Annotated in this window: 14 protein-coding genes and 1 tRNA gene; 6 read left to right on the top strand and 9 right to left on the bottom strand. The window is 72.4% G+C overall.

The window, feature by feature from the left end:
• Window positions 1-90: 90 nt before the first annotated feature.
• Together ABZ809_RS24965 and ABZ809_RS24970 are read left to right on the top strand one after the other, a co-directional pair.
• Complete coding sequence (locus ABZ809_RS24965; RefSeq protein ID WP_357565013.1) at window positions 91-702, top strand: DedA family protein; 612 nt, start codon at window positions 91-93, stop codon at window positions 700-702.
• Between the two features lie 105 nt (window positions 703-807).
• Window positions 808-1,356, top strand: coding sequence for an AAA family ATPase (locus ABZ809_RS24970; protein WP_357565014.1), 549 nt, complete (start codon window positions 808-810; stop codon window positions 1,354-1,356).
• A gap of 46 nt (window positions 1,357-1,402) precedes the next feature.
• On the opposite strand, the gene ABZ809_RS24975 is transcribed toward ABZ809_RS24970, so the two are convergent.
• Window positions 1,403-1,972, bottom strand: a complete 570-nt coding sequence (locus ABZ809_RS24975; protein WP_357565015.1) for a hypothetical protein — start codon at window positions 1,970-1,972, stop codon at window positions 1,403-1,405.
• A 223-nt stretch (window positions 1,973-2,195) separates the two neighbouring features.
• Here ABZ809_RS24975 and ABZ809_RS24980 point away from each other — a divergent pair, with 223 nt between their 5' ends.
• Window positions 2,196-2,408, top strand: a complete 213-nt coding sequence (locus ABZ809_RS24980) for a hypothetical protein (protein WP_357565016.1) — start codon at window positions 2,196-2,198, stop codon at window positions 2,406-2,408.
• 321 nt (window positions 2,409-2,729) lie between these two features.
• Complete coding sequence (locus tag ABZ809_RS24985) at window positions 2,730-3,173, top strand: hypothetical protein (RefSeq protein ID WP_357565017.1); 444 nt, start codon at window positions 2,730-2,732, stop codon at window positions 3,171-3,173.
• 111 nt (window positions 3,174-3,284) lie between these two features.
• Here ABZ809_RS24985 and ABZ809_RS24990 read toward each other — a convergent pair whose 3' ends face one another.
• From ABZ809_RS24990 to ABZ809_RS25020, 7 genes are all read right to left on the bottom strand, one after another.
• The gene (locus tag ABZ809_RS24990) at window positions 3,285-3,839 is read right to left on the bottom strand and encodes a hypothetical protein (RefSeq protein ID WP_357565019.1); all 555 of its coding nucleotides are present in this window, start codon (window positions 3,837-3,839) and stop codon (window positions 3,285-3,287) included.
• A 272-nt stretch (window positions 3,840-4,111) separates the two neighbouring features.
• Window positions 4,112-4,185, bottom strand: a tRNA-Ala gene (locus ABZ809_RS24995).
• A gap of 176 nt (window positions 4,186-4,361) precedes the next feature.
• Window positions 4,362-5,150 carry a hypothetical protein gene (locus ABZ809_RS25000; protein WP_357565020.1) on the bottom strand — a complete coding sequence of 263 codons (789 nt, stop codon included), beginning with the start codon at window positions 5,148-5,150 and terminating at the stop codon, window positions 4,362-4,364.
• 178 nt (window positions 5,151-5,328) lie between these two features.
• A complete protein-coding gene (locus tag ABZ809_RS25005; RefSeq protein ID WP_357565033.1) occupies window positions 5,329-5,937 on the bottom strand; it encodes a GNAT family protein in 609 nt (202 codons plus the stop codon).
• 129 nt (window positions 5,938-6,066) lie between these two features.
• A complete protein-coding gene (gene glp, locus ABZ809_RS25010; protein WP_357565021.1) occupies window positions 6,067-7,380 on the bottom strand; it encodes a gephyrin-like molybdotransferase Glp in 1,314 nt (437 codons plus the stop codon).
• Window positions 7,377-8,339, bottom strand: coding sequence for a UTP--glucose-1-phosphate uridylyltransferase (locus ABZ809_RS25015; RefSeq protein WP_357565022.1), 963 nt, complete (start codon window positions 8,337-8,339; stop codon window positions 7,377-7,379). Before ABZ809_RS25015 ends, glp begins: the two co-directional genes overlap by 4 nt.
• 9 nt (window positions 8,340-8,348) lie before the next feature.
• Window positions 8,349-10,598: a diguanylate cyclase gene (locus ABZ809_RS25020; protein ID WP_357565023.1), complete on the bottom strand. Its 2,250-nt coding sequence runs from the start codon at window positions 10,596-10,598 to the stop codon at window positions 8,349-8,351.
• Window positions 10,599-10,683: 85 nt separating this feature from the next.
• Here ABZ809_RS25020 and ABZ809_RS25025 point away from each other — a divergent pair, with 85 nt between their 5' ends.
• Together ABZ809_RS25025 and ABZ809_RS25030 are read left to right on the top strand one after the other, a co-directional pair.
• Window positions 10,684-11,352, top strand: coding sequence for a 5-formyltetrahydrofolate cyclo-ligase (locus ABZ809_RS25025; protein WP_357565024.1), 669 nt, complete (start codon window positions 10,684-10,686; stop codon window positions 11,350-11,352).
• 62 nt (window positions 11,353-11,414) lie between these two features.
• On the top strand, window positions 11,415-11,771 hold the full coding sequence (locus tag ABZ809_RS25030) for an FmdB family zinc ribbon protein (RefSeq protein ID WP_357565025.1): 357 nt from the start codon (window positions 11,415-11,417) through the stop codon (window positions 11,769-11,771).
• A 179-nt stretch (window positions 11,772-11,950) separates the two neighbouring features.
• On the opposite strand, the gene ABZ809_RS25035 is transcribed toward ABZ809_RS25030, so the two are convergent.
• The gene (locus ABZ809_RS25035; RefSeq protein WP_357565027.1) at window positions 11,951-12,139 is read right to left on the bottom strand and encodes a hypothetical protein; all 189 of its coding nucleotides are present in this window, start codon (window positions 12,137-12,139) and stop codon (window positions 11,951-11,953) included.
• Window positions 12,140-12,865: the final 726 nt, after the last annotated feature.

Here is a 12,865-nt window from a genome sequence, read left to right on the forward strand (position 1 = left end):
TCGGATGACGTGGCGAACCATCCCGCCCGTGCTCGCCGGGGCGTGCGCGTTCTCGGCCACGCGGCAACCGCCAGGGGTGACAATCAGCGAATGGACAGGCTGGTGGCGGTCATCACGGGGCTACCGCCGGTCCTCGTCCTGACCCTGGTGTTCCTCCTGCCGGCCCTGGAGTCCTCGACCCTGCTCGGGCTGGTCATACCGGGCGAGACGGCGATCCTGGTCGGCGGGCTGCTGGCGCACGCCGGCCGACTGCCACTGTGGGCGGTGGTCGTCGCCGGCGCAGTCGGGGCGTGCCTCGGCGACCAGGTCGGCTACACACTGGGCCGGCGGTACGGCCAGCGCGTGCTGGCCCGCGCGCCCGGCCCACTGCACCGGCACGCGGACATCGGGCGGGCCCGCCGCCTGGTCGCCCGACGCGGAGCGTGGGCGGTCGTGGCCGGCCGCTGGATCGCCGTCCTGCGGGTCCTGGTGCCGATGGTCGCCGGAGCCGGTGGGATGCCCTGGCCACCGTTCCTGCGGGCGAACCTGGCCGGTGGGCTGGTGTGGGCCACGGCCGTGGCGCTGCTCGGCTACCTCGGCTCGGCCTCCTACCGCTACCTCGAACGGGAGTTGGGCATCGGCGAGTGGGTCCTGCTGGTGGCGATCGCCGCCGTCGTCGCCCTGCGCGTGTGGCGGCGCCAACGGATCCGGGCCGGCCGCTGACCGACGCGCGTCCGGTGCCAAAGTCCGTGTCGGTACCGCGAACCGGCGTTCCGGCGGCTTATCAGGGCAGGTCTGCTCGGCGCGGCTATAACTGAGCTGGTGCGGATGAAACCGACGCTTGTCGTCGTCAGCGGTCCCCCCGGCGCGGGCAAGACCACACTCGCCCATCGACTCGCCCGGAAGATCGGCTGTCCGGCGATCTGTCGAGACGAGATCAAGGAGGGCATGGTCCATACGGCTGGTGACTTCAGCGCCGCGCCGGTCGACGATCTGACCCTGCGGACACTGCCGACGTTCTTCCAGGTGCTGGAACTGCTCCTGGCAGCCGGCGTCACCACGGTGGCCGAGGCGGCCTTCCAGGACCGGCTCTGGCGCCCGCACCTGCTGCCCCTGAGTGGGCTCGCCGACATCCGGGTCGTCCACTGCCAGATCGCAGCCGCGACGGCATGGGACCGCATCAAGCAACGGCAGGGAGAGAGCCCGACCCGGCGCGCACATGCCGACGCGTTCTTCATCGACCAGCAGATACACACAGCGGGCCACGACAGCTTCGACCGTGTCCGGCTCGACGTGCCCGAGTTCGAAGTGGACACCAGCGACGGTTACCGACCCGGTCTCGACGAGATCGTTGCCTTCGTGAACGCCGGGCGATGACCTCACCGGCGTCCGAGGTCGGCCGCCTCGGTCGTCACCTGGTTGGTCACTCGGCCCGGATGTCAGACATCGATGGCTCCTCATCGGGATTCGCGTGCCGCGCGCGGTATCTGTGCCTCCGTCGCCACCACCAACGCAGTGGCCAGAACAATCCCGTCACGGACTGCAACAGCAGGAACGGTCCGACGGCAGTCACGGCGACGAGTTGGCAGACGTGTGCGTTGCCCGGATCGGCCACGTGATCGAAGACGAGCAACGCGGCCAGCACCGACCAAGCGGCGTTCGCCACCCGGTCGCGCACCTCGACCAGGATGCGACGCCAGCCCTTCCGTACCGGAGGATCGGGAACCTCGCCCGTGGTCACCAGGGCCTTCCAGGCGCGCCACGAGACGACCAGCGTGTGGGCGAGGGTCATTGGCAACCTCACCAGTGCGATCCACGCAGCGAACCTGGCAGGGCTCACGGCTACCTCACCCAGCACGTTGGGAACGACCGAGGCCAGCAGCAGGTACGTGACAAGGATGAGGACGAAATCGAAGGCCAACGCGAACAGCGGGAATAGCAGCATGAACAGCCGACCCAGCTGTCTGATCGTGCGCGGGCTCAGCTCGGCCATGCCGATCATTGTCCGGGCGGTCGCAACCCACCGATTGCCATCGTCCTGCCATGTCCTCCGGCGACCGTTTCCGGGCGGGCGTCCTGGCGGTCGGGCTTGGATGATGTTCGGGTTGGTGTGTGGTTGGCGCTCGTGGCTCGGTTCAACGCGCCCTGGTCACCCGACCGGTCGACCGGACTGAGGCGGAGGGTGTTTCTGGCTCATATGCCGTAGCGTCGATGGCATGAAGCCGCTGCTGGTGTCCCTCATAGCGTTCGCCGCTTTCCTGCTCGCGGCGTTCGTCTTCGTTGGCTGGCGCGACCGGAAGCGCTTCTCCTCGCCCGAGGATTCCGCTTCGGCTCGCGATGCCAGGTCTACCCAGGAGCGGTACGCGGCAGAGCGTCATGCCGTCCAAGGTGAGGTATGGCGGCGCGGCCAGAACCCGCCCAGCCCCTGAGCGGGCCTCGCGCAAGCAGAAGCCCTACCCAGCCGACCCGTCTGCCGCCGACTCGCCCTCCACGGGAGCGGGCCGGGGGCCCGGCCCTCACGTCAAGCCAACCTCGACGCACGTACGGACGCTGCCGGAACAGACCGAGTCGCCTCTCGTGTCGCGGACCGCTGCTCAGGCGTGGCGCGGCGTGGCGCGGCCGGCTGCCGGCGACGCCTACGCCCAGGTCGCCTTCGGAGGCGACCGAGACGGCCTCCACCCGACTCGGCGAGCAGTTCCTGTGAGTTGCTGTACCGTCGCGGGTCTCGATCAACTCGAAGGAGTGTCAGAGTGGAGCCGTTCGGGATCTCGCATGATGCCTTCGGTCGGCTTCGCCTCGCCGACTTCATAGCGGCGGAGCACCTTGAGCAGCTTCACGGCTGGGAGTACTTGGGCCGGTCCTGGGTCGGAGAGGCATCAGGCTTCACGGAGTGGCTTCGCCTTGAGTCGGCTCCCGAGGTGACGCTTTCCATAGCGATCGACCTCGTCGCCCTGCCGGAGTCGACGGTTCAGAGCATGATCAACGCACTCCGGCTTCCCCTGCGGGCACGGCAGAGCCAGCAGGAGATCACCAGCGCGCTTGGAAAGCCCAGCGGCACCCAGAGATTCGTACGGGATCGGGTCACCCTCATCTTCCGCATCGGCGCTGCCGAGCCCTACGAACTGAGCTGCACAGTTCACGAGGAGCAGGGGCTGATCTACCTCACGATGCACCCGACGCCGCTGCCGGATTAGCTCGCTGGCGCCTCCGCCGAGCCCGGTCAGCAGTTGCTGCCAGAAATCGAAAAGACCGTCTCCGACAAGCGGAACCGGCCTTTGAACTGGGTAGCCGAATCGTCGTCCCGTTCAGTGCACCGGTGGTGCCGGATCGCCACCACCGATCTGGTTTCGCAGGTGCTGTTCCATGCGAGCCTGGAGCATCGGTCGCCGCTGGTGGCTGACCACCAGGTCGTACGCGCATTTCTTGAAGGCACCGAGTCTCAGCAGGTCGAGGTCGTCGTAGGAAAACAGGACGTCGTAGTACGGCGCCAGCACCTCGTCGTCGTACTGGAACCGGCCGATCAGCAGTTCCAGCGGCGTGCCGAACTTCTTCGCGACCGCGTTGACGTCAGCCCCCGCGTCGATCAGCCTCCGAAGCAACGAGGCCTCCGTCTCCGGTGCGAGCCTGGCTCGGCCGAACATCACGTGCAACGCGTTCACCCCGTCGGAGAGAGCCTCCCGAGCGTCGGCGCCATCATCGAGAAGCACCGTCACGATGCCCACACGGGCTGCTGGATCCGGATTGGCAATCGCCTTCAGCAATGCCCTGCCGGCTTTCCCCTCGGCTTTCACCTGGGCAGCGTCGTAAACCTCAAGGAACCCGGCAAGTGAGCGCCGCCGCGCCTCGTACAGGATGTCCACCAGTCCCCCTTTGCCGTGCGAAGCTACCAGCACCATCCGACCCGCGTCCCCCACGCTGAGGGCTCACCTCTGACGATCGTTCCTGGTTCCGAAGTGTCGCGATCGCGGTTCTGGAGTGTCACCACCGCTGCGGCCGGAGCAGGTCGGCTTCGAGCACGGCGCTTCGGGAAGCTGCGGGCAACCGCTCAGGGGTGCGCTTCCGGGCTGAGTCGTGCCGAATCTGCGCCAAACGATCAATGGCCAGCGTTTCCGCTGGCCATTGGCATTACGGGTGGAGTTGAGGGGATTCGAACCCCTGACCCCCTCGATGCGAACGAGGTGCGCTACCGGACTGCGCCACAACCCCTCTGCCGGCGAACCGGCTTTGGTCCCACCCGGCTTTCACCGGGAGGGCCGGCGCCAAGGCTAACAGGTCGACCGACCCCGCCGCGAGTCCACCCCCGGCGCGCCACGATCTTGGTGCGGAACGGCCCTTGGAGGGGCCGTTCCGCACCAAGATCGCCGAGGAATAGGGGCGAGGCGTCAGGCCGAGTGGGAGCCGCGGCCGGACTGGTACGGACGGCCGCGCAGGCCACCGGAACGACGGTATGAGACGGAGCCGCCGTTGGCCGCCGCCGGCAGGTCGGACGGCCGGTCCAGGCCCATCGCGGCGCGGCGTACCACCTCGCGTTGGGCCGCCAGGCGACGCTGCGCCTCCCGGCGGGCCGCCGCCCGGCGGGCCTGCTCCCGACGCACCTCGGCCTGCCTGGCGGCCAGCCACGCCGCCTCCCGAGCCCGCGCCCGCCGCCGCCGGCGGTCCGCCAGCGCCCGCGCCCGCAGGTGCACGACGTACGCGATCAGCAGCGTGGCGGTGACCGCGAAGCTGATCCAGAAGCCGGGGCTGACCACGATCACACCGATCAGCTCGACGAAGTTCAGCAGCAGCAGTGCGGCGAGCACCCGCCTACGCCGGTAGACGGCGGGCGTGTGCTGCCGGCGGGGCGGCGGCCGGCGGCGGCCCTTTTTCGGCGCCGGCGGCACCGCGCGCAGCCGCTTCTGCCGGCGGGCGGGCGGCGCGGAGACCGGTGGGGAGAGGTCACCCGTGTTCACATTCTCACTGAGGGTGACGACAAGGGTGCGGGGCGGATGGACCGGCCGTCGTCCCGGCACAGTGCGGCGACGCCGGCGGCGCTGGAGCACCCGCGCCGTCGACTGCGCCCGCTCCGCCACCAGCCGCTCGGTGGCGTCGTACCGGCGGACCAGCGCCGGTGCGAGGGCGAGCAGGCCGGCGGCGGCGAGGACGGCGAGGAGCACCGAGGTCGGCACCCTCACCCCTCCCGTCACCGAATTCGGAGCAACCGTCACCCGACCGCAGGATCTTCCACCGATCGTGGTCGGGTGCGTGGATCGTACGGATGGAGCAGCGCTTGCCACAGCTTGCAGTTACTTGAGGTTACGGGCCGGGGACGTGGATGCTGACGCGCCGCGCCGATCCCGTGCGTGGGACGGCTCACGCCGTGGTGGCGCGGAGCCGGTGCCAGCGGGCCAGCAGCCCACCCTCGGCGGCGACCTCCTCGCTGGTCATCGCATATCCGATATGGTCCCGCCACGCACCGTCGATGTGCATGTAGCGCACGTGGTACGACTCCTCGCGGAAGCCCAGCTTCTCCACCACCCGCCGGGACGGCCGGTTCTCCGGGCGGATGTTCACCTCGACCCGGTGCAGCCCGCCCAGCCCGAAGGCGTGGTCGACGGCGAGCGCCATCGCGGTGGGGATCACTCCGCGCCCCGCCACCCGGGAATCCACCCAGTAGCCCACGTACCCGGAGCAGAACGCCCGCCGCACGATGCTGCCCACGTTGAGGTGGCCGACCAGCCGCTCCCGCCCCTCCTCACGCAGGCAGACGGCGAACGGCATGCCCTCGCCGATCCGCGCCGACCGCCGCTGGTCGCGATGCACCCAGCGGAACGCGGCCGGCGAGTTCAGCTCGTGCCAGCTCCCGGGCAGGGACGACTCCCACGGCGCGAGCCACTCCCGGTTGGCGCGGCGCACCTCGGACCAGGCGGCGGCGTCCGAACGCCGGTAGGGGCGCAGCAACACGGGGCCGTCGGTCAGCACCGCCGGCCACCCCGGCGCCCTCCCCGGCCTGAACAGACTCACCGAGCCAACCTTCCGCTCGCGACTGCGGGGCTCGCAAGCTCACTCCTCGCGCTCACCGAGCCAACCTTCCGCTCGCGACGGCCGGCCTCACCGGCGCCGGTCCAGTAGGAGGACGTCCACCGTGGAGCCGGCCGCCGCACTGGTCACCCGCTCGCCCAGCACCATCAGCCCGTTCGCCTCGGCCAGCCCCGAGAGGGTGTACGGGCCACCGTTGAGCGGCTGCACCGTGTAGCCGCCGCCGCGCCGCTCGGCGACGTGTGCGGGGCGGAACTCGCGCAGCCCGACCGGCGACGAGATCGTCTCCAGCAGGTGGGCGCGGACGCTGGGCCGGAACACCGGCTCCGCCCCGGCCAGCAGGTTGATCGCCGGGCGGGCCAGCACCTCGAAACCGATCAGGGCCGAGCCCGTGTCGCCGGGCAGGCACACCACCGGCACCTCCTCGGCGCCGACCGTGCCGAAGCCGAGCGAGGTGCCGGGATAGAGCGCGACCTCGGTGAAGGCGACCGGCCCGGCCCGGCCGCCCTCCCGCCGGGACAGGATCCGCCGCACCATGTCGCCGGGACCGGTGCCGGTGCCCCCGGTGGTGATGATCAGGTCGGCACGCAGCGTCTGGTCCTCCAACAGCCCGCGCAGCCCTTCCGGGTCGTCGTCGCAGATACCCACCCGGTACGCCAGGGCGCCGACCTCGGCCGCGGCGGCGGTCAACGCGTGCGAGTTGGCGTCGACCGTCTGGCCGGGCTGGCTGCCCCGGCCCACGTCGACCAGCTCGTCGCCGGTGGCCACGATGACCACCCGGGGACTGGGCCGGACGACGACGTGCCCGATGCCGGTGGCGGCGAAGACGGCCACCAGCGCCGGTGAGACATAGGTGCCCGCCCGGGCGAGCAGGGTGCCTGCCGGCAACTCCTCGCCGGCCCGGCGCACCCCGTACCCCCGTTTGGGGACGCGGAAGATCTCCACCGCGGCCATGCCCTGGTCGGTCCACTCGACGGGCACGACGACGTCGGCGGTGAGCGGCAGCGGCGCCCCCGCGGCCACGGAGAAGCACGCGCCGGGGGTGAGCCGGACCGGCCGCCAGCTCGCCGCGCCGAGGTCGCCGACGACGTTGAGCCGGACGTTGCGCCCGCCCGGCCCGCCGGACTGGGTCGGGACGTAGCCCACGCCCCGACCGCCTCCGGAGATGTCCTCCCAGCGGGCCGCGTACCCGTCCATGGCCGCCTGGTCGAAGGCCGGGAAGGAGTGCGGCGCGACGACGTCCTCGGCGAGGACGTTGCCGTGCGCCTGGGTGAGGTCGAGGTCGAGCGGAGGCAGCGCGCGTAACCTGCGCAGCACGCTGCCCAGGTAGTCGGCGAGCGGCGTCAACTCGTTCGCGGCCGCCTCGGCGTCGGCCGACGCTGTCATGTACCAGTCACGCCCGACGCGTCGGTGTTGACGAACTCGGTCAGCCAGGCGCGGAACTCGCTGCCGAGGTCTTCGCGTTCGGCGGCGATCTGCACCACGGTCTGGAGGTAGCCCAGCGGCATTCCGGTGTCGTAGCGGGTGCCCCGGTAGACGATCGCGTGCACCGGTGTGCCCTCGTCGCGCAGCAGCTCCATCGCGTCGGTCAGCTGGATCTCGCCGCCGCTGCCCGGCTTCGTCCGCCGGATCGCGTCGAAGATCGTGCCCGGCAGCACGTAGCGGCCCAGCACCGCGAGGTTGCTCGGCGCGTCCTCCGGCTTGGGCTTCTCGACCAGGCCGGTGACCCGGACGACCTCGCCGATGTCGGTCAGCTCCGCCTCCGCCGGCTCCACCGAGGCGATGCCGTAGCGCTTCGTCTCGGCCGGGTCGACCTCGAAGAAGGCCAGCACCACGCCGCCTGTGCGGGCCTGGAGTTCCAGCATGGCCGGCAGCAGCGGCTCGGACTGCTTGACGAACTCGTCGCCCAGCAGCACCGCGAAGGGCTCGTCACCGACGTGCGACTCGGCGTAGCCGACGGCGTGGCCGAGGCCGAGCTGCTCGGGCTGCCGGCAGGTGTAGATCTCGGCCAGCTCGCTGGGGCGGCGCACCGCGGCGAGCCGCTCGGCGTCACCCTTCTCCTCCAACCTGGCCTCCAGGTCGGGGCGGCGGTCGAAGTGGTCCACCATCGATGTCTTGCCCCGGCCGGTGATCAGCAGGACGTCGCCGATGCCAGCCTGGGTGGCCTCCTCGACGATGTACTGCAGAACCGGCCGGTCGACCACCGGGAGCAGCTCCTTGGGCACCGCCTTGGTGGCTGGCAGGAACCGGGTGGCCAGACCGGCGGCCGGGATCACGGCCTTGACCGCGCGGGGGCGGCCGGTTGCGGCGGTCGCCGTTGAGGGGTTCGCTGAGTGCTCCGACATGTCGCGAGACTATCGGCCACGGCTCTGTCGTGGAGGGTGAGGACCGGAAGACGCGCCGCCGCAGGAACCCGGCCGCGCGGGGGCGGGTCCAGCCGGCGTGTTCCCGAGGTCCACGCCGGCCGATTCGGCCGGTTCGGGGCAGTTCCGGCCGGGCTGGCGTGGCGTGCCGGCACGCGGCATTCCGTCCTCCGGGCTGGCCGCGGCGGCCGGGACGGGGATCTCCCTCGCCGGTGGGTCGTCCCGCTCCTCGGCGATCCGCCAGGTGTCCCGGCCGGCCGCCTTGGCGGCGTAGAGCGCGTCGTCGGCGGCGTCCAGCACCTGCTGGCCGGTGACGCCGTGGTCGGGGTGCACGGCGATGCCGATGGAGACGGTGACCGTGATGGAGACGGCTGCCCCACCGTGCCCGCCAGCGGCGATCGGGTTGCCCCGGACCGCCACGCCGAGCCGCTCCGCGACGATCGCCGCGCCCCGGGCGTCGGTCTCCGGCAGCAGCAGCACGAACTCCTCGCCGCCCTGCCGGAAGGCGAGGTCCACCTCGCGGATTTCGTCGCGTATCCGACGGGCGAACTCGGCCAGCACCGCGTCGCCCGCCGCGTGGCCGTGCGTGTCGTTGACGTCCTTGAACCGGTCCAGGTCGAGCGCGAGGACGCTGAGCATCCGGCCGAACCGGCTCGCCCGCTCCACCTCCCGACGGATCGACTCCTTCAGGTAGCGGTAGTTCCACAGCCCGGTGAGCGGGTCGGTCAGCGACAGCCGCTGCGCCTCCTCGTGCACCCGGACGTTGTCCACCGCCACCGCCGCGTGACCGGCGAAGGTGCGCAGGGTGACCAGGTCGTCGTCGTCGAACTCGTCCGCGCCGAGCCGGTCGTAGAGGGCCAGCACACCGAGCGCCCCGGCCGGGCCGGCCGGCTCCGGCCCGGGGCGGGCGGCGGGGGCGTCGGACCCGCCCACCGTGGGGGCGGCGAACGGCACCGCGATGTACGTCTGGCAACGCGGCTCACCCGGTTGCACGGCGGAGGGCTCCACCCGGCCGCGTCGCGGCTCCCCGGTCGCCGCGACGGCGCCCACCACGCCGCTGCCGAGCGGCACCCGCAGCGGGCCCGGCCGCTCGTCCGCCGAATCGGGCCCGTCCAGCCCTTCCACGCACTGCGCGACGAGCACCCCACCGTCGTCGACGAGCAGCACCGCGCCGGCCCGGGCACCGGTCGCCGCGATCGCACTGTGCAGGATCACCCGCAGGATGCGTTGCAGGTCGTGCGTGCTGGCCAGGGTGTCGCCCAGCACGGCGAGGTGCCCGCGCAGCTGGTCCCGGCTGCTGGTCAGCGCCGCCACGTAGGTGCCCGTCTCCCGGGTCATCCGGTTGAACGCGCCGGCCAGCCGGCCGATCTCGTCCCGGCTGCGCACCGGCACGCGGGCGGTCAGGTCGCCGCGGGCCACCCGGTCGACCGCGCCCGCCAGCTCCACCAGCGGACGGGTGGCCACCCGCGCCAGCCGCCCGGCGACCCCCACGGCCAGCAGGGCCGCGACCAGTACCGCCGCACCCAGCGCGACGTAGAGGCCGGGCGGCCGCTCGCTGGGCACCGAGAGCACCAGCGGCAGGGGCTGCCCGGAGGACGGGCCGATCCGGCGGACGTACCGGCCGTCGGCGGTCTCGGTGACCCGCTCGTCGTCGAGGGTGCCGGCGGCGGCGAGGACGGCGTCGCGTACCTCGATCTGCTCGGTGCTGTGCGCGAGCCGGACGGGCGTCTCGGCTCCGTCGAGCAGGGTGACCGCCACCCCGGTCACGGCCGCGAGGCGCGCCACGAAGGCCGGGTCGACGCGCTGCGCGGCGGTGACGGTGCCCAGCGGGGCGCCAGCCCCGTCGCGCAGGTCGACCCGGGCGGCCAGGGCTCGCACCGGGCCGACGGTGGGCGCGTCGGTGCAGTCCCGCCAGGGCCCCGGCGGGGCGCCCGGCGTGACGTAGGTGACCCGGCCGGTGATGTCGGTGACCCGCACGGCGGTGGCGAGACCGCGGCTGACCGCCTGGCTCGCCGCGCCGGGCCGGCCGCCGGTCAGGGCGACCGCGTCGGCGGCGGCCCGCAACTGCTGGCAGAGGGCGTCGACCGAGGTGCGCACGGTCGCCGCGGCCACCGCGAGACGCTCGGTGGAACGGCTCGCGTCGACCGCCGCCACCGTCGCCCCGACGAACATCACCCCGAGCACCACCGGGCCGAACGCCACCGCCAGGAAGGCTGTGGTCAACCGCCCGCGTAGCGTCACTCGGTCCCCCCGGAAGTTCCGCCGCCGTCGCTTGCGATGCTGACACAGAGCCACCAGGTGGCAAACGTTGCGTCAGGAGTGTTGCGTGCCCGATTTTTCTCATGAAGCGGAAGGGGCGAAGCGGGATGAGCGCGCCGCGGTGCTCACCCGCCGCCGGGCGCTGACCGCGCCGCAGCGCACCGACGCCGCCGGGCGCGTCCAGGCCGAGCTGGTGGCTCTCGTACGCCGCCTGCGGCCGCTTTGGATGACCGCGTACGTGCCGGTCGGCTCCGAGCCGGGCGGAGCGGACCTGCCGGCGGCGCTGCACGCGGCGCTGCCGCCGGGCGGGGAGTTGCTGCTGCCGGTGCTGTGCGACGACCTGGACCTGGACTGGGCGGCCTGGACCGGGCCGGACGGGCTGGTGGCCGCCGGGCGGGGAATGCGCGAGCCGACCGGGCCGCGACTGGGCCGGGCCGCGATCGGCAGGGCTGAGCTGGTGGTGCTGCCGGCCCTGGCGGTGGACCGCCGGGGCGTGCGGCTGGGCCGGGGCGGCGGTTCGTACGACCGGGCGCTGGCCCGGGTGTCGGCGACCGCGTTGACGGTGGTCCCGCTGCACGACGGCGAGCTGGTGGAGGCACTGCCCGCCGAGCCGCACGACCGACCGGTACGCGCGGTGGTCACTCCTGCCGGAGGGCTGCGTACGCTGGACGCCGCCCCGGGGGGCACGGCGGGTGTCGTGCCCCACACGTCCGCTGGACGAACCCGGGGGCGATGACGCACCATTGGCACTCGAATACGTCGAGTGCCAACCGGCCGTGGCCAGATCCGGAGGAGAACGTGCCCACGTACCAGTACGCCTGCACCGCGTGCGGCCACCAGCTCGAGGCGGTGCAGTCCTTCTCTGACGAGCCGCTGACCGAGTGCCCGGCCTGCGAGGGACGGCTGCGGAAGGTCTTCAACTCCGTCGGCGTCGTGTTCAAGGGCTCGGGCTTCTACCGCACGGACTCGCGGTCGTCCGGCTCGGACACCCCGAAGAGCGGTGGCGCAAGCAAGCCGGCGAAGTCCGACTCGTCCTCCGGCGGCGACTCCGGCTCGTCCGGCGGCTCGACGTCGTCCTCGTCGTCGTCGAGCGGCGCTGGTGGCTCCTCCGGCGGGGCGGGCAAGACCCCGGCCGCCAGCACAAGCGCCTCCTGAGGCTCGCACGCACCGGCCCGGGGATGGTCCGCCCACCCCGGGCCTTCCGCGTTCGCGTGGGCCGGGGGATGGCCTTCCGCGTTCGGCGTGGGCCGGGGCAGCGGCCTCCGCGTCGTCGTCCACAGCCCCTGGCTGTTATCCACAGACTCCGAGACGTTGTCCACAGGCCCGCTGGCGGTTCAGTCCCAGTGCGGGGGACGCTCGGCGAGCAGCCAGTCGTCGTTGCCGCCGGAACGTTCGCCCCAGCCCCGGTCGGTGTCGTCGGCGGTCTGCTCGGGCAACACCACGAACTCGTCGCTCAGGTCGACCGCGCGATCATCGTCGCGCAGCCCCGAAGTCTCCCGCTCCCTACCGCTCACGACCGGCAACCCTAACCCACCCACCCCACTCCACCCGGCGCCGCGCGCCACGCCCGGCCCTCGACCCTCAACCCTCAACCCTCGGCTCGGCTCGGCTCGGCTCGGCTCGGCTCGGCTCGGCTCGGCTCGGCGATCTTGCACTTCCTGCCCGGACAAGGCGGACATTCGCCGTAGACGGTGGGCACAAAGTGCAAGATCGCGACCAGGGGACGGGACTTCTGCGCGGCGAGCCACGAGGCGTGGGCACGGAGCCTTGGGCGAGTGCGGGTGTTGGGGTGTGGGGCTGGTGCTCGGGTGGCGGGGTGCGGGGGGCTTGCGTCGTATGGGTCTGATGTCCGCTTTGTGGCGTCCGGTGCGTGCCCCGGACGTCGGGTTGCGGCGGGGCGTCCCGTGGTCGGCGCCACCCTCGCGGCGGAATCGCGGACGGGCCCGGGTCGTTGTACATGGCATACCCGCGGCGCTCCCCCGCGCCCCGCGATGGCCCGGCCGAACGGCGGAATGCCTCACCGCCCCGGGCCGTTACATCCTCGGACGCCCGAGCAGGCCCCCCGCCGCCGGAGCGATCCTCCTCAACTTCCTCCCACGGCACGCCGCCATGCGCGCCGTACAGCGGCACGCCGCTCCCCCATGCGCGCCGCACACCCCCGATCGAAAGGTGCTCTCATCATGCGTACCGATCTGATCCGTAAGACCGCTCTGACCGTGGCCGGGCTCGCCGTCACCGGCGGCGCCATC

The organism is Micromonospora sp. NPDC047074 (assembly GCF_040643815.1).
Classification (GTDB): domain Bacteria; phylum Actinomycetota; class Actinomycetes; order Mycobacteriales; family Micromonosporaceae; genus Micromonospora.

Excerpts from the sequence above, each read along its gene's own strand:
- ABZ809_RS24965 (WP_357565013.1), top strand. The coding sequence starts at position 91 with ATGGACAGGCTGGTGGCGGTCATCACGGGGCTACCGCCGGTCCTCGTC.
- ABZ809_RS24970 (WP_357565014.1), top strand. The coding sequence starts at position 808 with ATGAAACCGACGCTTGTCGTCGTCAGCGGTCCCCCCGGCGCGGGCAAG.
- ABZ809_RS24975 (WP_357565015.1), bottom strand. The coding sequence starts at position 1,972 with ATGGCCGAGCTGAGCCCGCGCACGATCAGACAGCTGGGTCGGCTGTTC.
- ABZ809_RS24980 (WP_357565016.1), top strand. The coding sequence starts at position 2,196 with ATGAAGCCGCTGCTGGTGTCCCTCATAGCGTTCGCCGCTTTCCTGCTC.
- glp (WP_357565021.1), bottom strand. The coding sequence starts at position 7,380 with ATGACAGCGTCGGCCGACGCCGAGGCGGCCGCGAACGAGTTGACGCCG.
- ABZ809_RS25015 (WP_357565022.1), bottom strand. The coding sequence starts at position 8,339 with ATGTCGGAGCACTCAGCGAACCCCTCAACGGCGACCGCCGCAACCGGC.